Annotated in this window: 25 protein-coding genes, 1 tRNA gene and 1 pseudogene; 11 read left to right on the top strand and 16 right to left on the bottom strand. The window is 60.9% G+C overall.

Annotation, left to right across the window (positions count from 1 at the left end):
• The first annotated feature begins 220 nt into the window (after nucleotides 1–220).
• Together FFM81_RS18815 and FFM81_RS18820 are read left to right on the top strand one after the other, a co-directional pair.
• Nucleotides 221–3,721 (top strand): chemotaxis protein CheB, encoded by a 3,501-nt coding sequence (locus FFM81_RS18815; protein ID WP_173883799.1) that lies wholly within the window; start codon nucleotides 221–223, stop codon nucleotides 3,719–3,721.
• A gap of 75 nt (nucleotides 3,722–3,796) precedes the next feature.
• Nucleotides 3,797–4,147 carry a response regulator gene (locus tag FFM81_RS18820; RefSeq protein ID WP_245271579.1) on the top strand — a complete coding sequence of 117 codons (351 nt, stop codon included), beginning with the start codon at nucleotides 3,797–3,799 and terminating at the stop codon, nucleotides 4,145–4,147.
• Nucleotides 4,148–4,158: 11 nt separating this feature from the next.
• Here FFM81_RS18820 and FFM81_RS18825 read toward each other — a convergent pair whose 3' ends face one another.
• Together FFM81_RS18825 and FFM81_RS18830 are read right to left on the bottom strand one after the other, a co-directional pair.
• Nucleotides 4,159–4,386: a hypothetical protein gene (locus FFM81_RS18825; protein WP_138385421.1), complete on the bottom strand. Its 228-nt coding sequence runs from the start codon at nucleotides 4,384–4,386 to the stop codon at nucleotides 4,159–4,161.
• Nucleotides 4,371–5,192: a chemotaxis protein CheB gene (locus FFM81_RS18830; protein WP_138385420.1), complete on the bottom strand. Its 822-nt coding sequence runs from the start codon at nucleotides 5,190–5,192 to the stop codon at nucleotides 4,371–4,373. The genes FFM81_RS18825 and FFM81_RS18830 overlap by 16 nt, the downstream gene beginning before the upstream one ends.
• Before the next feature lie 245 nt (nucleotides 5,193–5,437).
• Between FFM81_RS18830 and FFM81_RS18835 the strand changes: the two genes are divergently transcribed.
• Entirely contained in the window at nucleotides 5,438–5,683 is a 246-nt protein-coding gene (locus FFM81_RS18835; protein WP_003570728.1) for a DUF982 domain-containing protein, read from the top strand.
• Between the two features lie 190 nt (nucleotides 5,684–5,873).
• A complete protein-coding gene (locus FFM81_RS18840) occupies nucleotides 5,874–6,299 on the top strand; it encodes a hypothetical protein (RefSeq protein WP_003570730.1) in 426 nt (141 codons plus the stop codon).
• 457 nt (nucleotides 6,300–6,756) lie between these two features.
• Here the strand turns inward: FFM81_RS18840 and FFM81_RS18845 are convergent.
• The 8 genes and pseudogenes from FFM81_RS18845 to FFM81_RS18880 all read right to left on the bottom strand — a co-directional run bounded on the left by FFM81_RS18845 (nucleotide 6,757) and on the right by FFM81_RS18880 (nucleotide 15,180).
• Nucleotides 6,757–7,547: pseudogene (locus tag FFM81_RS18845) on the bottom strand (hypothetical protein).
• A gap of 40 nt (nucleotides 7,548–7,587) precedes the next feature.
• Nucleotides 7,588–7,878 (bottom strand): hypothetical protein, encoded by a 291-nt coding sequence (locus FFM81_RS18850; protein WP_138385419.1) that lies wholly within the window; start codon nucleotides 7,876–7,878, stop codon nucleotides 7,588–7,590.
• Between the two features lie 47 nt (nucleotides 7,879–7,925).
• Nucleotides 7,926–8,900 carry a formylglycine-generating enzyme family protein gene (locus FFM81_RS18855; RefSeq protein ID WP_003570733.1) on the bottom strand — a complete coding sequence of 325 codons (975 nt, stop codon included), beginning with the start codon at nucleotides 8,898–8,900 and terminating at the stop codon, nucleotides 7,926–7,928.
• 72 nt (nucleotides 8,901–8,972) lie between these two features.
• A complete protein-coding gene (locus tag FFM81_RS18860) occupies nucleotides 8,973–10,637 on the bottom strand; it encodes an arylsulfatase (RefSeq protein ID WP_003570735.1) in 1,665 nt (554 codons plus the stop codon).
• Between the two features lie 227 nt (nucleotides 10,638–10,864).
• Nucleotides 10,865–11,188 (bottom strand): hypothetical protein, encoded by a 324-nt coding sequence (locus FFM81_RS18865; protein WP_173883801.1) that lies wholly within the window; start codon nucleotides 11,186–11,188, stop codon nucleotides 10,865–10,867.
• A gap of 112 nt (nucleotides 11,189–11,300) precedes the next feature.
• A tRNA-Arg gene (locus FFM81_RS18870) sits at nucleotides 11,301–11,377 on the bottom strand.
• Between the two features lie 123 nt (nucleotides 11,378–11,500).
• On the bottom strand, nucleotides 11,501–13,021 hold the full coding sequence (locus tag FFM81_RS18875) for an ATP-binding protein (RefSeq protein WP_003570736.1): 1,521 nt from the start codon (nucleotides 13,019–13,021) through the stop codon (nucleotides 11,501–11,503).
• Between the two features lie 158 nt (nucleotides 13,022–13,179).
• The gene (locus FFM81_RS18880) at nucleotides 13,180–15,180 is read right to left on the bottom strand and encodes a methyl-accepting chemotaxis protein (protein ID WP_138385418.1); all 2,001 of its coding nucleotides are present in this window, start codon (nucleotides 15,178–15,180) and stop codon (nucleotides 13,180–13,182) included.
• A 420-nt stretch (nucleotides 15,181–15,600) separates the two neighbouring features.
• Here FFM81_RS18880 and rpmH point away from each other — a divergent pair, with 420 nt between their 5' ends.
• From rpmH to yihA, 4 genes are all read left to right on the top strand, one after another.
• Nucleotides 15,601–15,735: a 50S ribosomal protein L34 gene (gene rpmH / locus FFM81_RS18885; protein ID WP_003570740.1), complete on the top strand. Its 135-nt coding sequence runs from the start codon at nucleotides 15,601–15,603 to the stop codon at nucleotides 15,733–15,735.
• A gap of 21 nt (nucleotides 15,736–15,756) precedes the next feature.
• On the top strand, nucleotides 15,757–16,158 hold the full coding sequence (rnpA, locus tag FFM81_RS18890; protein WP_003570741.1) for a ribonuclease P protein component: 402 nt from the start codon (nucleotides 15,757–15,759) through the stop codon (nucleotides 16,156–16,158).
• Complete coding sequence (yidC, locus tag FFM81_RS18895; RefSeq protein ID WP_128398366.1) at nucleotides 16,158–17,951, top strand: membrane protein insertase YidC; 1,794 nt, start codon at nucleotides 16,158–16,160, stop codon at nucleotides 17,949–17,951. The genes rnpA and yidC overlap by 1 nt, the downstream gene beginning before the upstream one ends.
• Nucleotides 17,952–18,082: 131 nt before the next feature.
• Complete coding sequence (gene yihA, locus FFM81_RS18900; RefSeq protein WP_003570745.1) at nucleotides 18,083–18,736, top strand: ribosome biogenesis GTP-binding protein YihA/YsxC; 654 nt, start codon at nucleotides 18,083–18,085, stop codon at nucleotides 18,734–18,736.
• Between the two features lie 47 nt (nucleotides 18,737–18,783).
• On the opposite strand, the gene FFM81_RS18905 is transcribed toward yihA, so the two are convergent.
• The 3 genes from FFM81_RS18905 to FFM81_RS18915 form a co-directional block, all read right to left on the bottom strand.
• Nucleotides 18,784–19,338, bottom strand: a complete 555-nt coding sequence (locus tag FFM81_RS18905) for a fasciclin domain-containing protein (RefSeq protein ID WP_025415224.1) — start codon at nucleotides 19,336–19,338, stop codon at nucleotides 18,784–18,786.
• A gap of 160 nt (nucleotides 19,339–19,498) precedes the next feature.
• Complete coding sequence (locus FFM81_RS18910) at nucleotides 19,499–20,218, bottom strand: anti-sigma factor (RefSeq protein ID WP_025415223.1); 720 nt, start codon at nucleotides 20,216–20,218, stop codon at nucleotides 19,499–19,501.
• Nucleotides 20,215–20,766, bottom strand: coding sequence for a sigma-70 family RNA polymerase sigma factor (locus tag FFM81_RS18915; protein WP_003570748.1), 552 nt, complete (start codon nucleotides 20,764–20,766; stop codon nucleotides 20,215–20,217). The genes FFM81_RS18910 and FFM81_RS18915 overlap by 4 nt, the downstream gene beginning before the upstream one ends.
• 132 nt (nucleotides 20,767–20,898) lie before the next feature.
• Here FFM81_RS18915 and argB point away from each other — a divergent pair, with 132 nt between their 5' ends.
• Nucleotides 20,899–21,786 (top strand): acetylglutamate kinase, encoded by an 888-nt coding sequence (argB, locus tag FFM81_RS18920; RefSeq protein WP_003570750.1) that lies wholly within the window; start codon nucleotides 20,899–20,901, stop codon nucleotides 21,784–21,786.
• A 198-nt stretch (nucleotides 21,787–21,984) separates the two neighbouring features.
• Here the strand turns inward: argB and FFM81_RS18925 are convergent, their stop codons facing one another.
• Nucleotides 21,985–22,350, bottom strand: a complete 366-nt coding sequence (locus FFM81_RS18925) for a metalloregulator ArsR/SmtB family transcription factor (protein WP_128398339.1) — start codon at nucleotides 22,348–22,350, stop codon at nucleotides 21,985–21,987.
• 168 nt (nucleotides 22,351–22,518) lie between these two features.
• On the opposite strand from FFM81_RS18925, the gene FFM81_RS18930 reads away from it, so the two are divergent.
• Nucleotides 22,519–23,463, top strand: a complete 945-nt coding sequence (locus tag FFM81_RS18930; protein WP_097533645.1) for an acyl-CoA desaturase — start codon at nucleotides 22,519–22,521, stop codon at nucleotides 23,461–23,463.
• 125 nt (nucleotides 23,464–23,588) lie between these two features.
• Nucleotides 23,589–24,737: an alpha-hydroxy acid oxidase gene (locus FFM81_RS18935; RefSeq protein ID WP_097533646.1), complete on the top strand. Its 1,149-nt coding sequence runs from the start codon at nucleotides 23,589–23,591 to the stop codon at nucleotides 24,735–24,737.
• 68 nt (nucleotides 24,738–24,805) lie between these two features.
• Here FFM81_RS18935 and FFM81_RS18940 read toward each other — a convergent pair whose 3' ends face one another.
• On the bottom strand, nucleotides 24,806–25,573 hold the full coding sequence (locus FFM81_RS18940; protein WP_003570753.1) for an isocitrate lyase/PEP mutase family protein: 768 nt from the start codon (nucleotides 25,571–25,573) through the stop codon (nucleotides 24,806–24,808).
• Nucleotides 25,570–26,643: a bifunctional transcriptional activator/DNA repair enzyme AdaA gene (locus FFM81_RS18945; RefSeq protein ID WP_138385417.1), complete on the bottom strand. Its 1,074-nt coding sequence runs from the start codon at nucleotides 26,641–26,643 to the stop codon at nucleotides 25,570–25,572. Before FFM81_RS18945 ends, FFM81_RS18940 begins: the two co-directional genes overlap by 4 nt.
• Nucleotides 26,644–26,676: the final 33 nt, after the last annotated feature.

Raw genomic sequence — 26,676 nt, forward strand, 5'->3', positions numbered from 1 at the left:
GAGCTTTCGCTTGTAGCCGTAGGGAAAGATCGCGGGTAAGGTTGTGGGTACGGAAGTAAATCCGGCTGCGTCGGGCTGCGGACTCTCGTGAAATCTAAAGCAGTGGGCCAACCGCCATATAAAGCGTGTTTTCGGGTCGGGGAGGTGCGCTATGGACGAAGAACAATCTGGGAAGCATGTAAGCACGGATCACCAGCCGAAAACGAAGCCTAGCGACTCATTGAGAAAGAGCGACGGCAAGGCCGATATCCAAAGCGACGACATATCGGCGCTTCCGATTATCGGCATCGGCGCATCGGCAGGCGGCATTTCGGCGCTCAGCCGGTTCTTTGACGCAATGCCCGATGACAACGGCTGCGCCTTTGTGGTTGTGCTGCACCTTGATCCGGTGCGCGAGAGCGAACTCGCGCGCATATTGAGCGCCCACACCGCCATGCCGGTTGCCCAGATCACCGACGGAACGACGATCGCGCCAGGCCATGTTTACGTCATCGCTCCCGGTTCCGATTTGAGCGTCCGAGACGGAGCGCTGCACATGGCCAAACCTTCCGCATCACACGGCCACCCGGTTGATGTGCTGTTCAGTTCACTTGCGCGCGATCGGGGCGAGCGAGCGATTGCCGTCGTCCTTTCGGGAACCGGAAGCAACGGTACGGAAGGCCTCAGGGACATCCGAGCCGAGGGCGGCATGAGCCTGGTGCAGGCGCCCGAGACCGCAGAATTCGACGGCATGCCGAGGAGCGCCATTCTGGCCGGCATGGCCGACCACGTCCTGCCTCCGGAAAAAATGCCGGAGGCTCTGCTTGCCTTCATAAAACATGGCTACATCGTGCATCCCGCGGCCATCGACGTCAGCTCGTCCGAGAGCCCGGCAACGCTGGGCAATGTGCTGGATCTTTTGCGGGCTCGCGGCGGTTACGATTTCCGGGGCTACAAGCACTCGACGCTCGGGCGGCGTGTCCATCGTCGTCTTGGACTGAGAAATATCGATACTCTGGATGCCTATGTCGACGACCTCAGGACCAATCCGCATGAGCTCACGACGCTGGCTGGCGACCTGATGATCAACGTGACCGGATTCTTCCGGGATGCCGAGGCATGGAAGGCTTTGGCTGAACTGGTGATCGCCCCCATTGTCGAGCAGCGTGAGACCGGCGCGGCAATCCGTGTCTGGACGCCTGCCTGCTCCACCGGCGAGGAAGCCTATACCATTGCCATGCTGGTGACGGAACTGGCTGAAGCGGCTGGAAAGCGGTTCCAACTCAAGGTGTTCGCCACCGATGCCCAGGAAGAAAATCTTCGAAAGGCGCGGGAGGGCAGTTATCCGGCGGCCGCCATGTCTGCTTTCCCTGCGGCGCGCCTGAAACGCTTCTTCGAAAAACACGACAGTATGTTCCAGGTCAGCAAGGAGCTTCGAGACATGGTCGTGTTCGCGGCACAGAACCTGCTGCGCGATCCCCCCTTCTCCCGGCTGGACCTGGTAACCTGCCGCAATGTGCTGATCTATCTGGATGCCGAATCGCAGCAGCGGATCATCACTCTATGTCATTTTGCCCTGCGTCCCGGCGGACATCTTTTTCTGGGCAATGCCGAAACGATTGGCCGGCATGAGGAGTTATTCGAAACCGAGTCGAAGAAATGGCGGATCTACCGGAAACTCGGCGCAGGACGGCATCATCTCATCGATCATCCGCCGACGCGCCTATCAACTGGACTATTGCCGATGGATAAATCGACACCGCCCCCTGAGCCTAATCTGCCGGCTGCGGAACTGGCCCGACGTGCGCTGCTCGATCGCTTCGCCCCTGCATCGGTGCTGATCGACGAGAAGGCGCGCGTATTGTATTTCCACGGAACGACCAGGGAATATCTGGAGCATCCGTCAGGCGAACCGACCCGGGATTTGCTTTTGATGGCGCGTGATGGGCTGGCCCCCACACTTCGCGCCGCGATCCGACAAGCATCCAGAGAGAACAGGAGCGTCACTGTCGATGCCTTGATGCGCGAAGACAAGGTCGGCCTTTCCGTCACGATGACGGTGACACCGGTGCCGAGTGCTGCCCAGAGCGGCCCGTTCCTTCTCGTCAGTTTTGTCCCAGCCTTGCCGCAGCTCGATCACACAAGGATGCCTGTCGGCGAGGCCGCCGAAGACGCCTCGGCGGGCGAACGCGCTTTGCTGGAAGAATTGAAGGCCACGCGCGCCGAGTTGCAGAACACCATCGAACATCAGGAAACCACCAACGAGGAATTGAAGGCCTCGAACGAGGAAGCGATCTCGATGAACGAGGAGCTTCAATCGACCAACGAGGAACTCGAGACTTCGAAGGAGGAGCTGCAGTCCTTCAACGAGGAACTGAATACCGTCAACAGCCAGCTTCAGTACAAGATCGGTGAGCTGGAAAGTACGACCAACGACCTTCACAATCTCCTGACCGGATCGGAAACGGCGACCCTGTTCCTCGACGAGACGTTTCGCATTCGCTGGTTCGCCCCTGCCATCAAGGACCTGTTCGATCTTGCGCCATCCGATGTCGGGCGGCCGATTTCCGCTTTCGCGCAGAAGTTCTTCGATGAGAATCTCCTGCGCGACGCCGAGACCGTCCTGAAGAAACTGACGGCCATCGAGGTCGAAGTACCAAGCTCCGACCGCTGGTATTTGCGACGGATGCTGCCCTATCGCACACAGGACAATCGCATTGCGGGTGTCGTGATCACATTCCACAATATCACCGACCGAAAACGCGACGCCGACGCGATCAACGACGCCCGCATATTTGCGGAAACCATCGTTCGAACCGTCCAGCATCCATTGCTGGTGCTCAACCGCGATCTGCGTGTCCAGACAGCCAATATAGCTTTCCGCGAACTCTTCGCTGTGTTCGAGGAAGAGCCGAAGGGACGTTTGATCTTTGAACTGGGGAGCGGCGAATGGAATAATCCTCCGCTTCGCTCGCTTCTGGACAAGGTCGTCTCTGCCGGCGACGAAATCCACAATTTCGAGATCGAACAGGATTTCCGCCTGAGTGGACACAAATCCATGCTGCTCACCGCAAGCCGGCTGCCGCAGCAGCGGGGTCGGGACGAGTTGATCCTGGTGGGGATCGAAGACGTCACCGATCGCAAGCGCGCGGCGCGGCATCGGGAAATCCTCATCGCCGAACTCAATCATCGTGTGAAAAATACATTGGCGGTGATCCAGTCGATCGCCAGCCAGACCCTAAGCCAGGCTTCGACGGTGGAGGAAGCGCGCAATGCCTTCGGTTCGCGATTGGTCAACCTGGCTAAAGCGCACGACGTGCTGACCCGAGAAAGCTGGGACGGCGCCGATCTTGTCAATATCGTCACCGACACGGTCAATCCGCATGCGGGGGGAGAAAATCGCTTCCGCATCGAGGGTCCGCATGTTCGGCTGGGACCGAGCTCGGCGCTGGCAATGTCGATGGCTCTGCATGAATTGTGCACCAACGCCGCGAAATACGGAGCGCTCTCCAGTGATGCAGGCCAAGTCGCCATCATCTGGCGGCTCGTCGGAGAGGGTGACGACCGCCGCCTGAATTTCACCTGGTCAGAGAATGGCGGGCCTCCCGTGAACATTCCGACGCGCAAGGGTTTCGGATCCCGTCTGATCGAACGTGCCTTGGCCCAGGAACTTAGCGGCACAGTCAGCGTTACCTACGAGCCGTCGGGCGCGATATGCATCATCGATGCGCCAATGCCGTGACAGCGATAGGGTTGGGGACACCGATGGTTTGGGGACGGCGATGGGTAGGCGCCACACATGACCAAACGAGGAGCGTTGCGGATTCTCGTCGTCGAGGATGAAGTCCTGGTCGCGATGATGCTCGAAGACTTGCTGATCGAAATGGGGCATGAGGTCGTCGGTCCTGCATTTCGCATTCACGACGCACTGGAATTTGCGCGGCAAGCCGACCTTCACTTCGCAATACTCGACGTCAATCTTGCGGGGAGCCAGTCGTTCCCCGTCGCAGATATCCTGCGCGAGCGACATATCCCGTTCGTCTTTGCCACCGGTTACGGTGCCGAGGGCTTCCGAGATGGCTATCGTGATGATGTCACCCTGCATAAGCCCTACGATTTTGGCGACCTCGAGCGGGCAATTGCAGCGGTATTGGTGAGCCATTGCTGACCGGAAGCATTTCAGCCGGCTTTGCCATGTGCGCGGGCGGCAATGGGGGGCTCTGCCGAGGATTCCGGCGTCAGCCAATCCTGCTCGACGAGGTCGCGGAGCTTGTATGCACGATCCAGCGCCTGCCTGCTGGCGGCGTGCCACTGCGCGGAAATATCGGGATGGGGCGCATGCGTGTACTCGGCCATCTGAAGGCAGAATTCAGCCCGCTCGTTGAGGAACCTTACGGCCGCGCGCATGACCTTTTCCATTTCTTCGAACTGCGCTGCAGCCATGACCTCCGAGGTGTAACTATGGCCGATGTGGCAGCCGACTTGAGGATGGATCCCTGTTCGAACTTCTTCAGCGCGCCGCCGCATTCCGGGCAAGTGACCGTCAACGGCCGATCGAATGTTCGGCCGGCGACGATCTCAGGCTCCTGCTCATGATCGAGTAGAGAAGAAGTTTCAGCCATCGGCACTTCCTTTCCTGTCTTTCCCTCGATCAGCTTCAACAAACATCCGGGCATGGCCGCCAGTGGCAGGCAATAGTCCAGTTCGACATGTTCGGCCGCGCTTTCCGGCATCTGGGAATAAGGTGCGTCGTCCGGATCCTGCGCGATCGCGACGCCCCCTCGTCGCTTGATCTCGTACAGGCCCAATGTTCCGTCATTCAGCCTGCCGGTCAGTATAACGCCGATTGCGGCTGGCCCATAGTGTTCTGCGACACTCCGGAACAGGGGGTCGATTGCCGGCCTGGCACAGTTTTCCTTCGGACTTCTCAAAAGACGCAGCTGTCCGTCGACGACGATCATGTGACGATCCGGCGGCGCCAGATAGATGCAGCCCGATTGGATGTTTTCACCATCCTCGGCGTGTTTTGCCGGAACCGGCCCTGCTGCAGACAGGATCGCCGGCAGTTCGCTTCGATGTGCGCCGATGTGCAGGACGACCAGAACCGGCACAGGCAATGTCGCGGGAAGGGCTGCGGCGAGTTCGTGCAAAGCACCAACACCTCCGGCCGACGCCCCAATTGCGATAATCGAAGAGCGAGTCATAAAAGCCATCCGGATTGCGCGTTTGACGTAGTCGGGCTAACGCGCAAGGGAGGTGATTGTTCGATGTCAGGTTTTTCGGTTGCGCCTTACAGGGGAAGACAAGCGTTCGACGGACGCATATTCGATGGCCAGCGCGCCGACGATCCGCCAGCAAAATACGAGAAAGCATCTCGTCCACGCCGTCCCTCGCCACGCCGGGCAAATTGCCCTATGTGAGCAGGCGGCACAGAGCACGCAGCGGAGGTCCTGAGATCATGCAAACCATTTGGAAGAAGCCGGTGACGCTCGCTCTTGAAGGCCCGGATCAGTGGGTGGTCATCCAGACGACCCAAGCCGCAACATGGGCGTTGATCGAAGACTGGCCGACGGACGAGGGTCCGGCCCTGGATCGGGCGTGTGCGGTTTGCGCGGATGTCATGTCGGGCAAACGAACCCGGGAAGAGGCACGGCAGGCCTTTATCGAAGCGGCGATCGAAGCGGGAATCCCGATCAAGGAGTAGGGCCAGGCGGCCCAAGAGCTCACATCGCCAATCCCCACAATATTGTTCGACATTCAACATTCCATGGTTGCAACGGCGAGCAATCTAGCGTAAGAACATTTCATGAACTAGGAAAAAAATCTTATAGCAGTTTTGAGATTACCTGATCCCGTCAAATGACGACAGGTAATTGCACGCGGTGGAGGCCAAGATGCGAAAGGTCGGCATGAGGAAGAAGGGCGCGATGGTCTATGGCCAGCGGCTGTTGGCATTGGTTTCGATACTGCTGGGAAGCGCTGTACAGGCCTTTCCCTGCGATCAGCCGGTTGTGATTTCCAATTGGTCGCTCTGTGCGATCGCCAATGTAAGCGATGAGGGTGGCGCCGCGGATTGGAAAGCCGTTCCTGCATGGACTCGCCAGAAAGCCATAAGCGCGTATTTCGGAAACGAGCCGAGGCTCCTGGCAAACCACGGCCTTTGCAACGCAAAATTTCAGCGCGTGGTAACCTGCCTGCCGGGTTGGGAAATGGGCGACCCGGATGAGTGCTCATATCTGATTTGCAGTGGCTATTACTCATCCGCGCTCGGGAAGGAAGAAAGGGAAGACTTTGAGAGAGACTACCCGACCGCTCAATAGTTTCTCGGGTCGCTGCCTTGGGCAGTTACTGGAGCGACCGTCGCGGCAAACTTTTCATCCGCTTGCATTCTTGAACACGAGGCACTGTGTGAACCGGTTGCCGCTTTCCACTGAACCAGACCAATTCACCATAATTTCCCCTTCAAGCGTCATAACCTCTGACAAAGCTCTTCCTAGATCCCAGACAAAGGGGGAGAATTGTTCGTTGGTCAGATTGTCGGCTTGGACGACAAGGTAAGCGTTTGTCTTCATGCGTTGGCAGATCCGGCCGCTCGCTGACCGCGTTGCAGCACTTGAGGGAGGTGGAATTCGATACTTGGGGAATTATCAGCGTGCGTCCGGCTACTCGAAAGGCGAGACCGTCCCGCGTCCCCGGAAGCGTTTGGATTGCCCTGAAGACTGTCGCAGAGGGTGAAGCCGAACCGCGCACTGATCCGATGATCTCGGGGCGCAGCAGTTAAAAATGCACGACAAGCCCGAGAACCGGCCCCTGCTGAACGATGTCGAACACAAATCCATCGTTGTTGTAGTCCACGCCGAGAGCGCGATACCCAGCAATGGCAGATACGCTGTCGTTGAAGCGGTAGCCGATTGCCGCGGCGACATCCCAGTCGAAGTCCGCGCCGCCGGCACCGACAAAACCCCATCCGGCCAAATAGACTTGAGGCGTCAACGAATAGGTGCCGCGAAGGCCTGCTAGCCCGTCTACCCAGGTCGCGTCATCGGTTCTCGAAATCCCGTGGAGAATGCCGCCGCTGAAGGAGAGTTCGCTCTCGACGGACCAGACGCGCAGGCCGGCTGCGACATCGAGGCGCGCAGCCTGGTCCTCGTAGATGGTGTAGCCGGCTCCGACAAAGCCCGCGAAGGTCTCGGACGTGAGTTCGACATCGTCGGCGAGAATGCCTCTGGGCGTGCCACCCTGACCTGAAATCTTCGTATACATCACGTCGGCGAAGATGCTGTATGGTCCATAACGAGCTTCCCCGACGGCCATCGCGCCGAAATCGAGATGGTCGAAGATATCGCCGAAGCTGGTGTCGACATGGGTCTCGGGCAATCCGAACTGCGCGACGTCTCCCGAAAGCCCCGCTGCCCAGAAGTAAGACGCGAAGGAAAACGTCCGGCCGTCTCGGTGGTGGTTTCGCGGACCTCGGGAATCATCGGCGAATTGATATCTGCGGCCGTAACGTGATTGGCCAAAAAGACGCTGGAAGCAGATACAAAAGCTAGAAGAAGGCAAGGTTTCATCATTTCCCCCTATGTTTTTCCTCGCTGCGACGCTTATCGATCATCGTTCCGACCAGAGCGTGCCGTCATTGTCGAAGACGGCGATCCGGTCCTGCACGGCGACGAAATTGGGTCCGCTTTCGTTCGTGACGCGCTCGACAAACGCGATGATCGCCGACTTTGCCTCGCGATCGTTCCAGGAGGCAAGCTGCGAGATTGCCGCATCGGCCGCAATCGCAGCCGGGAGGGCGAACAATGGACAGAGCGTGGCGGTGGCCGCCACCTCGAGGGCAAGAGATCGCGTATATCGCATTCCGATACGGATTGCTGCCGGCCCTTTAAAAGCGATCATGTCGAAATCTACTCCAAAGGTGAAGCATTGCCGTCACCTACAAGATCTCACGCATAATGGCGGCGGACGCAGCGAAAGCCGATATGAGTTGTTGCCGAGTTCTCCTCCTGCGCATGGCGAGCCGCCGGCCGATAGCGGCGGCAATAATTCGGGGCGCAAAGATGCGACCCGCCTTTCAGGACGCGCCTTGCAATCCTGATGTCAGGCTGTCCGGGATCGCGGCTTGCCTCGGCAGAACCGGCTCGGGGATTGACGGGGATGCAGCAGCTCATTTCGGCCGGAGCTGGATGCCGCGTCGTCCAGTAGTCGCTCGTCCACTCCCAGACATTACCGATCATGTCGTAAAGCCCGTAGCCATTCGGCGGGAAGCTGCCGACGGGCGAGGTGCGTTCGAAACTATCGGGTTTGAGATTTTCGGTCGGAAACAGGCCGTGCCACGTATTGCCCATGAAACGGCCGTCCGGGATGAACTCGTCTCCCCAGGCAAACTCCTTGCCTTCGAGGCCGCCCTTGGCGGCAAATTCCCATTCCGCCTCCGTCGGCAGGTCCTTACCCCTCCACAGTGCGTAGGCCATGGCGTCCGCGAAGGCGACCTGGACGACCGGATGGTCGAGCTTGCCACGCAGGTTGCTCAAGCCGCCATAGGGTCTGCGCCAATTCGCACCGAACCTGAACTTCCACCATTGAGGCGGACCGCTGCCGGAGACCCGCTTTGGCGGGTCGAAGACCACCGACCCCGGCTTCAGCATCTCGGGCGGCGCGCCGGGGTAATCCTCCGGATTGGAAGCCTTTTCAGCCAATGTCACATAGCCAGTCGCCTCCACGAACTCGGCAAACTGGCGGTTTGTCACCGGCGCAACATCGATCCAGAAGCCATCGACCTTCACCGGATGGACGGGGGCTTCCTCAGGATAATGTTGATCCGAGCCCATGAGGAACCCGCCCCCGTCGATCCAGATCTGGTCGCGAGCGCTGGTCTGCAGGTGCGTTTGACTGGGAGTCGGTCGGCGCGATACCTTCATGCGTCACCTCACCCTGGTTCTTCCATCCGGACGGATCGTCTCACCATACCGTCACAATCGCAACGAATACGCTCACTTCTGCCCCCCCTCCTGCAGCTTTGCAAGCACCTGGTCGAGCGAGAAGCTGCCCGGTTTTTGCCTCGGCGGGAAGTCGATATATGTTTTCAAATGATCGGCCACGAGCGCCTGCGCAGGAACGAGCAGATACGTGCGATCCAAACGCCACCGCTCGTACTCGCCGGAGTTGATGTCGGCCTTCTCGAAGGGATCGGCGCGGAGGTCGAAAATCTTGGGCAGCCGGAGCGGCACAAGTGGGTCCTGCCAGACATCCATCCCGTGTGCTCGCTGCTCCAGGAACACCACCTTCCAACGGTCGTAGCGCAAAGCAGCGAGATTTCCGTCATCGGTCCAGAAGAAATATTCCTTGCGTGCACCGGGCCCGGCGCCGGCCAGCAGGGTGCGCTGGTCGTAGCCATCAAGATGAACCTTGAAGGTCTTGCCGGCCGCGTCATATCCGGTCAGCAGCTTCCGGGCGATGTCCGGCTCGCCGGCTGCCGCCACAAAAGTCGGCACCCAATCCTCGTGTGAGACGAGCTCATTGATCTCGGTGCCCGGCTTGACGACACCAGGCCAGCGGATCGCCCCCGGCGCCCGATAACCGCCCTCCCAGTTTGCGTTCTTCTCGCCGCGGAACGGCGTCGTGCCGCCGTCGGGCCAGGAGAACTCCTCAGCGCCGTTGTCCGTGGTCCACAGTACGACGGTGTTGTCGGCGATACCGAGGTCGTCGAGCTGCTTCAAGAGCCGGCCGACCATGCCATCGTGCTCGACCATGCCGTCGGCCTCGATACCAAGGCCGGTCTTACCCTCCGATTCCGGCTTGAGGTGGGTGTGGATGTGCATGCGCGTCGAATTGAACCAGCAGAAGAACGGCTTATCGGCCTTGGCATTTTTGTCGATGAAAGCCATCGCCGCAGCGAGGAACTCCTCGTCGACCGTCTCCATGCGCTTCTTGGTCAGCGGGCCGGTATCCTCGATCTTCTGCTTGCCCACACGACCGAAGCGCGGATCCTCGGTGGCGTCGTCAGTCTCGCTGGCAACGCACTTGAGCACGCCGCGCGGTCCGTATTTCGCGTGGAACTCCTGGTTCTTCGGGTAGTCGACGTTCTCCGGCTCCTCCTCCGCGTTGAGATGGTAGAGGTTGCCGAAGAATTCATCGAAGCCATGCACCGTCGGAAGGAATTCGTTGCGGTCGCCGACATGGTTCTTGCCGAACTGGCCGGTGGCGTAACCCTGCGGCTTGAGCAAGTCGGCGAGGGTTGGATCTTTCTCGGATAATCCCTCTTTCGCCGCCGGCAGGCCGACCTTGAGCAGCCCCGTGCGGAAGCAGCTCTGCCCGGTGATGAAGGCAGCGCGACCCGCGGTGCAGGACTGCTGCGCATAGAGATCGGTGAAGATTGCGCCTTCCCTGGCGATGCGATCGATGTTGGGCGTGCGGTAGCCCATCATGCCTCGGTTGTAGGCACTGACATTCCAGTAGCCGATGTCGTCACCGAAGATGACGAGGATGTTCGGCTTGCCTCCTCCTGCCGCCTGGGCCGAGGCGTTCTGGACCGCGGGCCTGGTCGCGAAGGCGACTGTGGCGGCCGCTAGCGCACTGCCTCCGAGCAGGACGCTACGCCGGCTGAGAGTGACTTCGTCGTTAGGACGTTCTGCATCGTCTCGATACTCTACACGCATAGCTTCCTCCCTTTACGATAGCTCGGGAGCCGGCAGCCATATGTGTGATGACAAATACAATATTTCGGTAGTCGGAATGTCCCTCGAAAGAATGTCCACGCCGAGGGATCGCCCTCTGAGTGTAGGGGTCCGGCCCGAGCAGGTTGGATTGTACGTTCGCAGAAGGGTGATTGGAAGTATGTTACCGTAAGTTCGGTGGAGCGCTTCGCCTGCTACCGGGGGGTGGGTCAAGCTGATGATGAAGGTCGTCTACGGACCCGCGTGATCTGGTCGCGGGCCTTGCCGCCGTCAACGCGTTCCCGGCCGTAATCGATGGCGCCGGTTCCCTTGCCGTCCATGGCCTCCCATAATACCCGGAAGCGCGTCGCGGCGGCCACCTGGGCAGAATCGAGAACACCTCTCGCCGCCATTGTCGTGATGGCACTTTCGCGGACGTTCATCATCGCGACGACGTCGCGAGGGTTCGTCGTATCGGACGGATGGGCGCGGGAATGAAAGGGGTTCTCCACGAGGACAGGGCGGAGCTTTAACTTCTTAGATGGCGCGAGCATGCCGGGGTATGCCACAGGCCGGATCATCACTATCGCGCGAATGATGTTAGCCCAGAGTTAGCCAGGCATCCGGCTTGCTAAAATTACGCTGATGCTAAGTGATTGAAAAGAATGGCGCACCCGAAGAGATTCGAACTCCTGACCCCCAGATTCGTAGTCTGGTGCTCTATCCAGCTGAGCTACGGGTGCGTGCAACTGCGGCGGTGCCGCTTGCGTGGGCGATCCTCTAAAGCGTCCTTCAGGACAATGCAAGAGCATTTCTGAAAAAATCGCGCGTTTCAAAATTTGCGTCAGCGTGCTTGGGAAATTCCGTCACTTTTCGACGTGCGTCCGACTGCGGTAATCCTCCAGCGAAACCGGGCGATCGGGGATCTCGATGCGGAATAGGGTGCCGACCGTCGGTTTTTCCACCAGTGCGATGGTCCCGCCATGGGCGAGCACCAGCTCGCGGGCGATCGTCAGGCCGAGGCCGGTGCCGCCGGAGCGGGCGGAGCCGCGGAAGGCGGCAAAGAGGTTCTGGCGCGCCTTCAAAGGCATGCCGGGGCCGGTATCATCCACGGTGATGCTGACGACGCTGCCGACGCGCTGGGCGGCGACGGTGATGCGCCTGACTGCCCCAGGGGCTCCTTCGCCCGGCGCGGTCAGCGCCTGCAGCGCGTTGCGGCAGAGATTGTGGATGACCCGGAACAACTGCTCGCCATCGGCATCGACCTTGAGATCGGCGCCGATCTGCTCGGTGAATTCGATGCCGCTTTGCGGATCGATCGCCAGTATGTCCTTGACGTCCTGGATGAGCTCAAGAAGCAGGATGTGGCGGCGGCGCGGGGCCGATTCGCTCGCCTTGCCGTAGGATAGCACCTCGGTGGTATAACCGACGGCGCGGTCAATGGTGCGCAACAGCTTCGGGGCAAAGCTTTTCACCATCGGGTCGTCGACATCGACCAGCCGGTCAGACATCAGCTGCGCCGAGGCCAGGATATTGCGCATGTCGTGATTGATCTTGGAGACGGCAAGGCCGAGAGCGGCGAGGTTCTTCTGCTGCTTCAGCGTCTTCTGCAGCTCCATCTGCATCGAGGTAAGGTTGCGGCCAGCCACCGCCAGTTCGTCGCGGCCGCCGTCGCCGATATAAATATGGGCGGGATTTTCGGGGTCGGAGGAGAACTGCTGCATGCTGCCGGTCAGCCGGCGGATCGGGCCGATCAGGATGCGGTTGATCGCAAAGAAGATCAGCGTCGCGGTGAAGAGCGAGATCAGCACCGACAGCAGCAGGACGTTGCGGGAATAGGCAAACATCGCGGTGCGCAGCTGCCTATCCTTCATCACCACCTCGACGCCGGTATTGGTGTCGCCAACGGGGCCGTAGACGCGGATCATCCTGCTGCCGCCGAAGATCAAGGTATCCAGCGCATCGCGGATCGCCGTTGCCGGCGGCACGTCGGTGAGATCATAGGCTTCATCGACGGAGGTCGGCATATCGGTCGTCGCCAAGAGCCGCGAGGTGCCGTCCTTGCGCAGCACGATCGCCTTGGTGCCAGTCGCCTCCAGCGTCTCCTTCTGCAGCGCGCGCGGCAGCTCGACCGGCTGCAGCCCATCGATGACGATGGCCGCGGCAGCGGCCGTGTTCAGCCTCTCCTCCAGCCAGCGTATGCGCATGCTGGCGACCGAGGGAAAGAAGATCAGGATTTCGGCGAGCATGATAAAGATGACGGTGAGCCAGAGCAGCTTGCCCGACAATCCGCCGAACATGCCCGCTGACGGGCACCGCACCCTTGCGACCTCGCCGGCCGCGGGAATATCCGCCGAAGGATTGTCGCCCTGATCTTGTACCGGCATTCTCGTCTCGCCCGATCGGCAGCGCTTCGGCCGCCCTCACCGTTGGAGCTCTATATTAGACCAAAAGGCTCCGCTTTCAAATCTTTGCGAGCAGCGTCACGTCGCCACAAGAAAACGCCGCCCGGAGGCGGCGTTAAATGGCGCGTGATCAGCAGAGCTTAGAACTCTTCCCAGCTCTGTTCGGCGGCGGGCGCGTTGCCGCCACCGAAGGCGCGGGCGACCTTGGCGATCGCCCGGCGGGCGGGCGAGGCGACCGGCCTTTGCGGCTCGTTGCGGACAAGGGCCACAGGCCTCGGCGCATCATCCGACAGCTTGAAGCGGGAAATGAGATGCACCAGCCCGCTGGCTTCGGCCGAAAGCCTGTGGGTGGCGGCGGAGGTCTCTTCCACCATCGCGGCGTTCTGCTGGGTCACCTGATCCATCTGGTTGACGGCGGTGTTGACTTCCTTGAGGCCGGTCGACTGTTCGGTCGCGGCGGTCGCGATCGAATGGATGTGGTCGTTGATGGCGATGACGCGGGTGCCGATTTCGGCCAACGCCTCACCGGTCGCTTGCACCAGCTTGACGCCGACCTGCACCTCGTTGCCCGACTTGGTGATCAGCGCCTTGATGTCCTTGGCGGCCTTTGCCGAACGCTGGGCGAGTTCGCGCACTTCCTGTGCCACCACCGCAAAGCCCTTTCCGGCCTCGCCGGCACGGGCCGCTTCGACGCCGGCATTCAGCGCCAACAGGTTGGTTTGGAAAGCGATCTCGTCGATGACGTTGATGATCTGGCTGATTTCGCGCGACGCCTGCTCGATGCGTCCCATGGCCTCGACGGCATTGCCGACGACGACACCCGAAGCGCCAGACTTATCCTTGGCTTCGGAGACCATGATGGTGGCTTCGTGCGCCCGTTCGGTGGAGTTCTGGACGACGGCGGTGATTTGATCGAGGGCCGCCGAGGTCTGTTCGAGGGCGGCCGCCTGCTGCTCAGTGCGCTTCGACAGGTCATCGCTGGCATTGCGCAGCTCTGATGTGTTGCCGTTCATCGCTTCCGTCGTCTCGCGCACTTCGCGCATCGTCGCCTGCAGGGTGACGAAAGTATTGTTGACGTTCTGCTGCAGCTCGGCGAAGGCGCCCTGGAAGCTGCCGCGCATCGTCTGGGTGAGATCGCCTTCGGCAAGGCTGGCGATGACGCGGCGGGTCTCGCCGATGCCGGCATCGACGCTCGAAAGCAGCGTGTTGATATTGCCGGCGAACTGGTTGAGGTTCTCGTCCTCATAGTCCTTGCCGATGCGGTGGCTGAAATCGCCGGCCGCAGCTGCAGCGACGACGACCGACATGCTCGACTGCAGGTCGTCGCTCTTGGCGCGCATCGCCGCTTCCTGGGCGTTCAGGCGCTTGACGGCAAGGCCGTTCTCCTTGAAGACCGCAACCGCGGCGGCCATCTCGCCGATTTCGTCCCGGCGCCCGGCGAAGGGAACCTCGGCGTCGAAATTACCGTCGGCGACCTCCTTGATCGCATGGGTGACGCGCTTGATCGGGCGGCTCAGATGGCTGGTACCGATATAGAAGCCCATGCCGATGCCGGCCGCGATTCCGATGCCGGTGATGCTGAGCACGAGCACCAGCACCCAGGAGCGGAAGCTCTCGATATCGGCGTTGACGGTCTCCAGCGCTGCCTTGTCGGTGGCGACGACCGCGTCGATCTCAGCCTGGAACGCCTTGCGGTTGGCGCGGTTGGCATCATTGTTGCCCTGCGCGCTGGCGGCTTCGGGGCCGACCTCGGTGCCAAGGCGGGCCGTTTCCGCGCGGAAGGTGCGGAATTCGGCGGCGCGGGCAACCAGCTTGGCAAAGTCGGCCTTTTCGCTCTCGGGGACGAGCGGCGCCCAGCCCGCGATGACCTTGTCGATTTCGTCGAGGCCGGCCAGCAGGCCCTTGGCGAAGTTCGGCGTATCCTTGATCGTCTTTGCGGCATAGATGCCGCGCGATTCCATAACGACCGCGGTAACGAAACGGTTGAGGCGTTCGCCGGCATAGGCGCGGGTAGCAGCCTGTTCATAGGCTGTCAGGTTGCGACTATATTCGTGCATGGCCGACAATGCCGTTGCGCCGATCAGCAGCGCGACGGAGCCCATCACGCATACCAGCAGATTAATTTTGCCGCGGATCTTCAATGCACTCTCTCCTGAACTACGCCGATGCCTGGAAAGCAAACTCCCAGCCGATGGTGGGAATATCGGCGAAATTTATTAAAGTTAGATTGCCAATATTTACGATTATGGCTGGCTAAAATGATCGGCGTCCAGGTCGGCAGGGGCGCGGAAACCCCTGAAAACCGGGCCATCGAGCTGCAGCGACCGCCAAAACACAACCAGTCAGCGCAGACTGAATTTATTAACACCAGAATGCGAAAATACTTACCGAGCCGGCGAAGCAAAGTGAAATTATCCGGTATAATTGACTTTCACCGGCATCGTCCTTATAAGCCGCCGCACGTCCGGTCACTCAGCCTTTCATGGCCCGCCCGTTCGAAAAACAACGCTCCTTGCATTATGCAAATTCAAGAAGGGCCGCACTCCGCGGTGTTTAAATAAATGAAGCGTACCTACCAACCATCCAAGCTTGTTCGCAAGCGTCGCCACGGCTTCCGTGCGCGCATGTCCACCAAGGGTGGCCGCAAGGTCATCGCCGGCCGCCGCGCGCAGGGCCGCAAGCGTCTTTCGGCTTAAGGCCGGGTTGCCCGAGAAGAGATGGCGGGCGAATTGACGACCAAAGACCAGAAACACACTGTCGGGCGGCTGAAAAGCCGCCCGCAGTTTCTTGCCGTGCGCGAAGGCGAAAAACGCCGCGGCGGCCTCTTCCTTCTCGAAGTCCTTGACCGGAAGGAACCCGACAGCCAAGCCCGCGTCGGTTTCACAGTCACCAAAAAACATGGCAACGCGGTCGAACGCAACCGCATGCGCCGCCGCCTCAAAGAGGCGGTGCGGCTTCATGCGGGGTTTGCAATGCAGCCCGGACACGACTATGTGGTTGTCGCGCGCAGGGACGTGCTTGAGGCGTCCTTCAAAGAATTGGCCGCGGAGCTGAAATTTCGCGTGGAAACCAGGCCGAAACCCCGGCGCTCCGGAGACGGACGCCCCAGGAACGTATGATGGAAAAAAACCGCAATTACTTCATTGCGATCGCTCTCTCGGTGCTGATCGTCCTCGGCTGGCAGTTTCTCTATATGAATCCGCGCATCGAGGCTCAGCGCAAGGCGCAGGAAGCCCAGAAGGCGCAGCAGAAGACCGAACAGGTGCAGCAGCCTGCAGCCGACGGCACAGCGCCCGCCCCGGCGACCGGCACCGCCCCTTCCGGTCAGGCCGTCGCCACGGCGACGCTCGATCAGGCGCTCGCAAAGAACCCGCGCGTCGTCATCGATACGCCTGCGCTTTCCGGCTCGATCAACCTCGCCGGCGCCCGGCTCGACGATCTGAAGCTCAAGGGCTATCACGAGACCGTCGACGATTCGAGCCCAACCATCACCCTGTTCAGCCCGGCGGAAACCAAGGACGGTTATTTCACCGAACTCGGCTATATCGGCAGCGACGCGACGGGCAACGTGCCCGGCGCCTCGACGCTCTGGACGGCGCCCGAGGGCGCCAAGCTCACCGACAAGACGCCGGTGACGCTTTCCTACACCAACGACAAGGGCCTGACCTTCACCCGGACGATTTCCGTCGACGAACGCTACATGTTCACCGTCGCCGACAAGATCGAAAACACCGGCCAGGCTCCCGTATCACTGTCTTCCTACGGCCGTGTGACGCGTTACAACAAGCCGACGACGCCCTCCGTCTACGTGCTGCATGAAGGTTTCATCGGCGTCATCGGCGATGACGGTCTCGTCGAAACCAAATATACCGCCGCCGAGAAGGAAGCCGTCATGCCGCCGAAATCCACCGGCGGCTGGCTTGGCATTACCGACAAATACTGGGCCGCGACGATCATTCCCCCGCAGACGTCAGCCTATGAAGCACGCTTCTCGCATTTTGCCGACGGCCAGCCGCGCTATCAGGCCGACTACAAGGACGACGCCTTCACCGTGGCGCCCGGCCAATCGATCGAGCTCAAGAACCTCGTCTTCGCCGGCGCCAAGGAAGTGCCCGTCATCGACGGCTATGAGACCAGCTATTCGATCCCGAAGTTCGACCGGCTGATCGACTGGGGCTGGTTTTATTTCATCACCAAGCCGATGTTCAAGCTGATGGACTTCTTCTTCCGCTACTTCGGCAATTTCGGCGTGGCGATCCTGTGCACCACCATCGTCGTCAAGGCGCTGTTCTTCCCGCTCGCCAGCAAGCAGTACGCTTCGATGGCGAACATGAAGCGCATGCAGCCGAAGATGGAGGAACTGAAGGCGAAATTCGCCGACGACCGCATGGGGCTGCAGCAGGCAACGATGCAGCTCTACAAGGAAGAGAAGATCAATCCGATCGCCGGCTGTTGGCCGGTGGCACTGCAGATCCCGATCTTCTTCTCGCTCTACAAGGTGATCTACATCACCATCGAAATGCGACATGCGCCGTTCTTCGGCTGGATCAAGGACCTTTCGGCCCCCGATCCGACGTCGATCGTCAATCTGTTCGGCCTGCTGCCGTTCGAAGCGCCGACGCTGCTGCATCTCGGCGTCTGGCCGCTGATCATGGGCATCACCATGTTCCTGCAGATGCGCATGAACCCGACGCCGCCCGATCCGACCCAGGCGATGATCTTCACCTGGATGCCGCTGGTGTTCATGTTCATGCTGGCAAGCTTCCCGGCCGGCCTGGTCATCTACTGGGCCTGGAACAACACGCTCTCGGTGATCCAGCAGTCGGTGATCATGAAGCGCCACGGCGTCAAGGTCGAGCTGTTCGACAATCTGAAGGGCCTGTTCCGACGAAAGACGGCGCCATCGAAATGATGCTTATAATAGCCCCGCTCCGGCGGGGCTTTTCTTTTTGGCTGGCTCCGTAAACCGCCTCGAAGCTTGACATCCGCCCACAAAACCACGAAGTCCGACAAAGACCGACCTCGGAGATCGCTGAGCCCCGCATGCCTGAAACCGAAAAGCCACTCTTCGGCCACCCATGGATCTTCATCCGCGGCGTCCCGTCGCTCAACTTCCTGCCGCCGGAAGGGCCGCTTGAGGTGGCCTTCGCCGGACGTTCTAATGTCGGCAAGTCGTCGCTGATCAATGCGCTGGTCGGCCAGAAGGGTCTGGCGCGCACGTCGAACACGCCGGGGCGCACGCAAGAACTCAATTACTTCGTTCCGGACGGCTATTCCGGCGAAGGCCAAGACCTGCCGCCGATGGCGATCGTCGACATGCCGGGCTATGGTTATGCGCAGGCCCCGAAGGAGCTTGTGGACAATTGGACTAAGCTCGTCTTCGATTATCTGCGCGGCCGCGCGACGCTGAAGCGCGTCTATGTGCTGATCGACAGCCGTCACGGCATCAAGAAGAACGACGATGACGTGCTTGATCTGCTCGACAAGGCGGCCGTCTCTTATCAGATCGTGTTGACCAAGACCGACAAGATCAAGGCGCCCGCCGTGCCGAAGCTGCTTGCGGAGACCGCGGAAAAGATCCGCAAGCGCCCGGCCGCCTATCCCGGCGTGCTGTCCACTTCGTCTGAAAAGGGCGACGGGATGGATGAATTGCGCCAGGCAATCGCTGAAACCGTCGGCATCGCCCACTGGAAATAGAAGGGGCGCCCCTTAGAGCGCCCCATGCATTGCCGATACGGATAGATTTACATCTTCGGCAGCAGCACCTTGTCGACGACGTGGATGACGCCGTTCGATTGCTTGACGTCGGCGATCGTCACGTGGGAGACGCCGCCGTTTTCGTCGGTCAGGGTGATCTTGCCCTTGCTTTCCCTGGCTTTCAGCACGCAGCCGCCGACGGTCTTGATGTCGTGCTCGCCGCCGTCATCCTTGATCATCTTGGCAACGGTCTTGGCCATCGCATCGGCGGCCACGACATGGCAGGTCAGAACCTTGGTGAGCGTCGCCTTGTTTTCCGGTTTCAGCAGCGTGTCGACGGTGCCCTTCGGCAGGGCGGCGAAAGCTTCGTTGGTCGGCGCAAACACGGTGAAGGGGCCCTTGCTCTCGAGTGTGCCGACCAGGCCGGCTGCCTTGACGGCGGCGACCAGCGTCGTGTGATCCTTGGAATTGACGGCATTTTCGATGATGTTCTTGCTGTCGAACATCGCCGCACCGCCGACGATCGGGTTCTTGGCGGCAGCAAAGGCGACGGCGGACAGGGCAGTGGCGAGCGCGAAGCCGCGCAATACGGACTTGATCATGATTTTCTCCTCTGGCCGGACAGCCTCCGCGGGCCTTATGCCTGAGCGTCGTCCGGACATTTCGAACTACGGAGGCCTGCGCCAAAGAGTTTCAGACAGGAGAAAATGATTTTACGGCCGGCGCCCGATCATGCCGGCGCCCCTTATGGCCGGCGCCCGACTATGGCCGACGTAACGGGCCGCTGGCGATCACCGGACCGGTCGCCTGGCCGGTCGGCGAACCACCGAAGGGCTCGAGGCTGACGGCAAGCGTTGCGCCATCGGAGAGATTCTTACGCAGATCGGCGGGAATGACGAGTTCACCACTTTCACCCGGCTGGAAGACGCCGAGCGATTTCGGCGCGCCGCTGCCCGGCACCAGCCAAAGTTCCAGCGACTTCTCCTCCGGCTTGCCGGCGGCGACCGGCACGATCTTCAGCCGGCCGCTTTGCAGTTCGTAGGAGGCGACAAGATTGATGGCGTTGTTCTGGCCGGAAAGCGAGGCGACCAGCGGTGTCGGCCCCTGCGGCTGCGGCACCACGCCGGAGGCGAAGATCACGGCGCTGACGGCGACGACGATGCAGGCAAAGCTCAGCGAGCGCCAGAAACCCGCCGAATTCCACAGCCCTTGCGAAAAGGATGGGGATTTTCCGGCATCGCCGAAAAGCCGCGCCTCGATCTGCTTGAAGGTTTCCCGGCTTGGGGCGGCGGTCTCATAATCGTCATTGAAGGCGGAAAGGTTGGTTTCCCAGCGGCTGACGATCGCCGCAAACGGCCGATCGTGGCGCATGCGCTCTTCCACCACCCGGCGATCCTGCAGCGACAGGACGCCAAGCACATATTCGCCGGCGAGAACCTCGTCGCGGGAGCGGTCTCCCTTGCTTTTGTCGGGCGATGTCATCGTTCCATGCACTCTCTCAGTTTCAAGAGGCTGCGCCTGAGCCAGGTCCGCATCGTGTTCAGCGGGACACCAAACTGATCGGCCAGTTCCTGATAGCTCAGCCCTTCGACATAAGCCCGTTTCACCGCGACCGCACGATCAGCTTCCAACTCTTCCATGCAGGTGTCAATCCGCCTTCCTTCATCCTTTGTGACCGTCTGCATTTCCGGGTCGGGCGCTGCATCGGCAAGATCGTAGGCGCTGTCGATTTCGTCGGCGACAGGCTTGCGCGCTCGCAGTGCATCGATCGACCGGTTGCGGGCAATTGCCGAGAGCCAGGCCGAGGACGAACCCGTGGCTGCCTGGAAACTTCCAGCCCTTTGCCAGATGCTGATATAGACTTCCTGCAGGGTTTCCTCGGCCTCGGTGCGATCCCTCAAGATACGCAGGCAGATCGCAAAAAGTTTCGGTCCGGTCTGGTTGTAGAGGGCCGTGAAGGCCGTGCGGTCGCCGAGCGCGACGCGGCCGATCAGGTCCTTGATCTCATCGCCTTGCCTGCTGTTCGTCATGTCATGCTGCCCTGCCCGAGGAGGCTGAAGTTCGCCGGTTCCGTGCCACATACGAAAAACTATTGCCCTCTGGATTATTCCCTCTGTCGGAAACTTGCGATAAAAGGCCGCGAACAATTCTGCGGGGTCCCCATGAACGAGTCCGAAAGCGAACTGCAGGCACGGCTTCTGGCCAAGGCGCTGCCCTTCATGCAGCGTTACGAGAACAAGACGATCGTCGTGAAATATGGCGGCCACGCCATGGGCAACCCCGAGCTCGGCAAGGCCTTTGCCAGCGACATCGCGCTGTTGAAGCAATCGGGCGTCAACCCGATCGTCGTTCACGGCGGCGGCCCGCAGATCGGCGCCATGCTGAACAAGATGGGCATCGAATCGAAATTCGAGGGCGGGCTGCGCGTCACCGACCAGAAGACGGTCGAGATCGTCGAGATGGTGCTGGCCGGGTCGATCAACAAGGAGATCGTCGCGCTGATCAACCAGACCGGCGAATGGGCGATCGGCCTTTGCGGCAAGGACGGCAACATGGTCTTCGCCGAAAAGGCGCGCAAGACCGTCAAGGATCCCGATTCCAATATCGAGCGCGTGCTCGATCTCGGCTTCGTCGGCGAAGTGGTCGAGGTCGACCGGACGTTGCTCGATCTGCTCGCCCGTTCCGAGATGATCCCGGTGATCGCGCCGGTCGCACCCGGCCGCGACGGCGCCACCTATAATATCAATGCCGACACCTTCGCCGGCGCCATTGCCGGCGCGCTGAACGCCACCCGCCTGCTGTTCCTGACCGATGTGGCAGGGGTGCTCGACAAGAACGGCCAGCTGATCAAGGAGCTTTCCGTCGCCGAAGCGCATGCGCTGATCGCCGACGGCACGATCTCCGGCGGCATGATCCCGAAGGTCGAGACCTGCATCGACGCGATCAAGGCCGGCGTCCAAGGCGTCGTGATCCTAAACGGCAAGACCGCCCATTCCGTCCTGCTCGAGATCTTCACCGAGCACGGCATCGGAACGCTGATCGTTCCCTGATTAAGGGCTGCGCCCTTCACCGGAACGAGGGGCGCATCTTCCTCGCCCTAGCGGATGGGCGGACTCGCAATCGACGCAGGCTCTAAATCGCCGCGTCCTGGGCTTTTCCATCGGGCGCAGGCGCCCTCTCCAAATGCTTCCCCTTTTCTCGCGATCCACCATCCGGCGACAACGCCGGCAGAGGATCCGTCTGGAAGTTCAAGGCGCCTCCTTCACGCGGGCGCGCGCCTGGCTTTCCTTCTTGATCGGCCGGCCGACCGGGCAGACCTCCTGTACAAAGCCGTTCAGCGTGTTGACGAGATTGTTCTCGATCAGAGAATAGTGAACGAACTGGCCCTGTTTCTCGCGTCTGATCAGCCCGGCAGTTTCGAGGATGGACAGATGCTGCGAAACAGCGGGCTTGGACATGCTGAAGCGGTCGGCGATCTCGCCAGCGGTCAGGCCCGATGCCGAGAGATAGGCGAGGATCTTCCGCCGTGGTGCACTGGAAAGCGCGTGGAATACGCGCTGGGCGGCGCTGACAGAGCTGCCTTCTGCAGTGTCATCGAAAGTCTCATCTTCCAAGTCCAGTCTCCATGCTTGCGGCATCACCGCGTCGATCGGCGATTAATTAAGCAATTAATGTATTGCTTAATTAATTTCATTCATGCAAAGTAATTAGATAATTGCTTAATTAATGAATTGGCGGGCGATGTTCAAGTGGAGAAAGCGCCCAATCGGAAGGAGCTTGTCATGAGCAGTATTTCCACCGAGCGGATGATCGATAACCGCAGCGATTCAGTGAAGGGCAAAGTGGTCTGGATGCCCGTAAAGTCGATCTGGATCACCGCCATGACCCTGATTGCCATTATTGGCGGGCCACTGACCTTCACCTGGAGCGCCTTTGCCGTCTTTATCCTCTCGACCGCCATCACCATCTGCCTCGGTCATTCGGTCGGCATGCACCGGCTTCTGATCCACCGCTCCTTCGGTACGCCTCTCTGGATCGAGCGTTTCCTCGTCTATCTCGGTACGCTGGTCGGCATGGCCGGTCCCTTCGGCATGATCTACGCCCACGACATTCGCGACTGGGCGCAACGGCAGCAGAACTGCCATGACCTCTATGCCCATCGGCGGTCTTTCCTCATCGACGCCTTCTGGCAGATGCATTGCGTCGTGGAGCTCGACCATCCGCCACGCTTCGTCCTCGATGCGCGTGAGCGGCGCGACCGCTTCTATCGTTTCCTCGAGGCGACATGGATGGCGCAGCAGCTTCCCTTGGGACTCCTGCTCTTCATCCTCGGCGGCCTGCCATGGGTAGTCTGGGGTATCGCCGTACGGATATCGGTGTCACTGACCGGACACTGGCTGGTCGGTCATTTCGCGCATCGGGCCGGTCATCAGGGCTGGAGTGTCGATAATGTAGCGGTGCAGGGTTATAATCTGCCGGGTTTCGGGCTGGTGACGTTCGGCGAGAGCTTCCATGGCAACCATCATGCTTTTCCGGAATCGGCGCGGCTCGGCATCGAGCCGGGGCAACTGGACCTCGGTTGGCATTTCATCCGGCTGCTGGCGACGCTGGGTCTGGCTTCGGCGATCAAGCTCCCGCACATGATCGTGCCAAGGCGAGGATTGCGGCGCGTCAACACCTCTGAAGCTTCTGGTGGCAGTCGGCCCCCACATCACGCGGCCGGCTAGGCGGAATCGCGTCCGTGAATGCGATATCTCCTCTTGGGGGCCGGAAATCGCCCAATGAAGCCTTGGCAAGATTTGGAATCGTGCTTTAGGTTGCCGCCCGAAATCAAAACGGGTCGAGCAAAAAGATGCGCCTTAGAGACTGCTATAATTTCCACGATTTCCGGCGCATGGCCAAACGGCGGCTTCCCGGGCCGATCTTCGACTATATCGATGGTGCGGCCGATGACGAGGTGACCTATCGGCGCAATAGCGCGGCCTTCGAGGCTTGCGATCTGGTGCCCGACGTTCTTAGGGGCGTGGCCGAGGTCGACATGTCGGTGACGGTCATGGGGCAGAAGCTGGCAATGCCGGTCTATTGCTCGCCGACGGCGCTGCAGCGGCTTTTTCACCACCAGGGAGAGCGGGCGGTCGCGGCGGCGGCGGGAAAACACGGCACGATGTTCGGCGTTTCCTCGCTCGGCACGATCAGTCTGGAGGAAGCCCGCCAGATCAGCGCCGGGCCGCAGGTCTATCAGTTCTATTTCCACAAGGACCGCGGTCTCAACCACGAGATGATGGCGCGAGCGAAGAATGCCGGCGTGCAAGCGATGATGCTGACGGTCGACAGCATCACCGGCGGCAACCGCGAGCGCGACAAGCGGACGGGATTTGCCATTCCCTTCAAGCTCAATCTCGCCGGCATGATGCAGTTTGCGATCAAGCCGTCCTGGGCGATCGACTGGATGACGCATGAGGCTTTCCGGCTGCCGCAGCTGGAAAACCACGTGAAGATGGATGGCGGCGCGCTGTCGATCAGCCGGTACTTCACCGAAATGCTCGACCCCTCGATGTCGTGGAGCGACGTGGCTGACATGGTGCAAGCCTGGGGCGGACAATTCTGCCTGAAGGGCATCATGTCGGTCGAAGACGCCAAGCGCGCGGTCGAGATCGGCTGCACCGGCATCGTACTGTCCAACCACGGCGGCCGCCAGCTCGACGGCTCGCGTAGCGCTTTCGATCAGCTGGCCGAAATCGTCGATGCCGTCGGCGACCGGATCGACGTAATGATGGATGGCGGCGTGCAGCGGGGCACGCATGTTCTCAAGGCGCTGTCGCTGGGGGCGAAGGCGGTCGGCCTCGGCCGCTACTATCTCTTCCCGCTTGCAGCCGCCGGACAGCCCGGCGTCGAGCGGGCGCTGGAGACGATGCGCACCGAGATCGAACGCGACATGAAGCTGATGGGCTGCACTTCGGTCGACCAGCTGACGCGGCGCAATCTGCGCTTCCGTTCCTGAATAGGCGGCGGCAATTGAAAATGTTGCCGCGCCGCGCGGTTTGAAAGTCGCGCGGCGCTCTAATCTGATCAGAGGCTGTAGATCGCCGCCGCTTCCTGTTTCAGCTTTTCCATCATCGACCGGTAAGGCCCCGGGCCATAACTGATGCGGCCGACGCCGAGCTTTGCCAGGGTCTTCACATCGGGGGCGCCTGCCCGCATCATGATATTGACCGGCAGCGTCGATGCCGCGCAGATCTTTTCGATCAAGGCGGGATCGATCAGGCCGGGCACGAAGAAGCCGTTGCCGCCGGCGGCCGCATAGGCCCTGCCCCGCTCGATCGCCTCGTCCACCAGGCCGGCATGTTTGGAAAGATCGCTCTCGGCCAGAAAAAGATCGGTGCGGGCGTTGATGAAGAAGGGGATATCCTTGCCGTCGGCCATGGCGCGAATGGCGCGGATGCGGTCCGCCTGGCTCTCGACGGAATAGAGCCCCTCGCCGGCGACCACCCGATCTTCGAAATTGATGCCGATGGCGCCGACCTCCACCAGCCTGGCGACATTGGCGGCCGCTCCCTCGGGCTCGGCCGAATAGGCGCCTTCGAAATCGACTGAGAGCGGCAGGTCGACAGCATCGGTGATGGATTTCGCCGTGTCCACCAGCACCGACATCGGCAGCTTCTCGCCATCGGCAAATCCATGGGCGGCGGCGACCGACCAACTTCCCGTCGCAAGCGCCTTGGCGCCGGCATCGGCAACGGCCTTTGCCGTGCCGGCATCCCAGATATTGTAGAGGACGATCGGGTTGCCCTTCTGGTGAAGCGCGGCGAATGCCTTGGCCATCTCAGTCTGGTTCATGCTGTTTCCTCCATCCTTGTTTGCATGCTGATCTTCTCTTCATGCCGCAGCAGCCATTGCTTGCGCCAGAGCCCGCCGCCGTAACCGGTCAAAGAACCATCGGCGCCGAGGACACGGTGACAGGGCACGATGATGGCAAGCTGGTTGGCGCCGTTGGCGCGGCCGACGGCGCGTACCACTTCCGGCCTTTCCATCTCCCGTGCAAGATCGCCATAGGCGCGCGTCTGGCCCGCAGGAATGTCCATCAGCTTTGCCCAGACATGTTTTTCGAACGGCGTGCCGCCGAGCGCCAATGGCGTTTTGAAAACCGTGAGCCGCCCCTCGAAATAATCGCGGATCTCCGCCTCGATCTGGTCGATCGCCGCGGTGCGGCCGATCGCGACCGAGGAGCGGACGCGCTTCTGCAGCGCTTCGAGTTCGCTCAGTAGCGCCTTGCGATCGTGAAATTCGAGCAGATGCAGATGGGTCTTGTCGGCAACCGCGATCATCGGCCCGAGCGGCGTGTCGAACCAGTCGGCAAAGAGCAGTTCGCGGTTCTGCGCAAGCGCCGGCGCCTTGCCGACGAGCCGCTGGAATGCCGTGCGGAAGCCGCTCGGGGATTCATATCCGGCATCGATCTGCGCATCGATGACACGCGCGCCGTCCGCCAGCTGCCGGGCCGCTTCGCCGAGCCTGACATAGCGGACGATGTCATGGAAGGTCATGCCGAGCGCTCGCTTGAAGGCGCGGCGCACGGTCGAGGGATCATAACCGCGGCGCATGAGTTCATCCTCGGTCCAGCGAACCTCCAGCTCGCTGCCGAGCGCGGCGAGCAATGCGTCGACGATCGCCTCCCTGCCCGGCTGCTCCAGCGGCCGGCAGCGCTGGCAGGGGCGGAAACCGGAATGCATGCAGGCGGCGATCGTCTCGAAGAACAGGGTGTTCTCGCGCTTCGGCTTGCGCGCCGGGCAGGTCAGGCGGCAGAAGATGCCTGTCGTCTTGACGCAGACATAGGCCTGGCCCTCATAATCGGCGCTACGCGCGATCAAGGCATCATAGAGCGTATCATCGTCGGGGCGTTCGAAAAGCATACCCGCCTTCTAACACCCCGCGCCTGCCGCGTC

The organism is Rhizobium hidalgonense (genome assembly GCF_005862185.2).
Taxonomy (GTDB): Bacteria; Pseudomonadota; Alphaproteobacteria; order Rhizobiales; family Rhizobiaceae; genus Rhizobium; species Rhizobium hidalgonense.

Excerpts from the sequence above, each read along its gene's own strand:
- FFM81_RS18840 (WP_003570730.1), top strand. The coding sequence starts at position 5,874 with ATGCGAAAGGTCGGCATGAGGAAGAAGGGCGCGATGGTCTATGGCCAG.
- rnpA (WP_003570741.1), top strand. The coding sequence starts at position 15,757 with ATGGCGGGCGAATTGACGACCAAAGACCAGAAACACACTGTCGGGCGG.
- FFM81_RS18905 (WP_025415224.1), bottom strand. The coding sequence starts at position 19,338 with ATGATCAAGTCCGTATTGCGCGGCTTCGCGCTCGCCACTGCCCTGTCC.
- FFM81_RS18865 (WP_173883801.1), bottom strand. The coding sequence starts at position 11,188 with ATGCTCGCGCCATCTAAGAAGTTAAAGCTCCGCCCTGTCCTCGTGGAG.
- FFM81_RS18825 (WP_138385421.1), bottom strand. The coding sequence starts at position 4,386 with ATGCGCGCGGCCGTAAGGTTCCTCAACGAGCGGGCTGAATTCTGCCTT.
- FFM81_RS18835 (WP_003570728.1), top strand. The coding sequence starts at position 5,438 with ATGCAAACCATTTGGAAGAAGCCGGTGACGCTCGCTCTTGAAGGCCCG.
- FFM81_RS18855 (WP_003570733.1), bottom strand. The coding sequence starts at position 8,900 with ATGAAGGTATCGCGCCGACCGACTCCCAGTCAAACGCACCTGCAGACC.
- FFM81_RS18860 (WP_003570735.1), bottom strand. The coding sequence starts at position 10,637 with ATGCGTGTAGAGTATCGAGACGATGCAGAACGTCCTAACGACGAAGTC.
- yihA (WP_003570745.1), top strand. The coding sequence starts at position 18,083 with ATGCCTGAAACCGAAAAGCCACTCTTCGGCCACCCATGGATCTTCATC.
- FFM81_RS18915 (WP_003570748.1), bottom strand. The coding sequence starts at position 20,766 with ATGACGAACAGCAGGCAAGGCGATGAGATCAAGGACCTGATCGGCCGC.
- FFM81_RS18940 (WP_003570753.1), bottom strand. The coding sequence starts at position 25,573 with ATGAACCAGACTGAGATGGCCAAGGCATTCGCCGCGCTTCACCAGAAG.
- FFM81_RS18830 (WP_138385420.1), bottom strand. The coding sequence starts at position 5,192 with ATGGCTTTTATGACTCGCTCTTCGATTATCGCAATTGGGGCGTCGGCC.
- FFM81_RS18930 (WP_097533645.1), top strand. The coding sequence starts at position 22,519 with ATGAGCAGTATTTCCACCGAGCGGATGATCGATAACCGCAGCGATTCA.
- argB (WP_003570750.1), top strand. The coding sequence starts at position 20,899 with ATGAACGAGTCCGAAAGCGAACTGCAGGCACGGCTTCTGGCCAAGGCG.
- FFM81_RS18945 (WP_138385417.1), bottom strand. The coding sequence starts at position 26,643 with ATGCTTTTCGAACGCCCCGACGATGATACGCTCTATGATGCCTTGATC.
- rpmH (WP_003570740.1), top strand. The coding sequence starts at position 15,601 with ATGAAGCGTACCTACCAACCATCCAAGCTTGTTCGCAAGCGTCGCCAC.
- yidC (WP_128398366.1), top strand. The coding sequence starts at position 16,158 with ATGGAAAAAAACCGCAATTACTTCATTGCGATCGCTCTCTCGGTGCTG.
- FFM81_RS18910 (WP_025415223.1), bottom strand. The coding sequence starts at position 20,218 with ATGACATCGCCCGACAAAAGCAAGGGAGACCGCTCCCGCGACGAGGTT.
- FFM81_RS18875 (WP_003570736.1), bottom strand. The coding sequence starts at position 13,021 with ATGCCGGTACAAGATCAGGGCGACAATCCTTCGGCGGATATTCCCGCG.
- FFM81_RS18935 (WP_097533646.1), top strand. The coding sequence starts at position 23,589 with ATGCGCCTTAGAGACTGCTATAATTTCCACGATTTCCGGCGCATGGCC.
- FFM81_RS18850 (WP_138385419.1), bottom strand. The coding sequence starts at position 7,878 with ATGATCGCTTTTAAAGGGCCGGCAGCAATCCGTATCGGAATGCGATAT.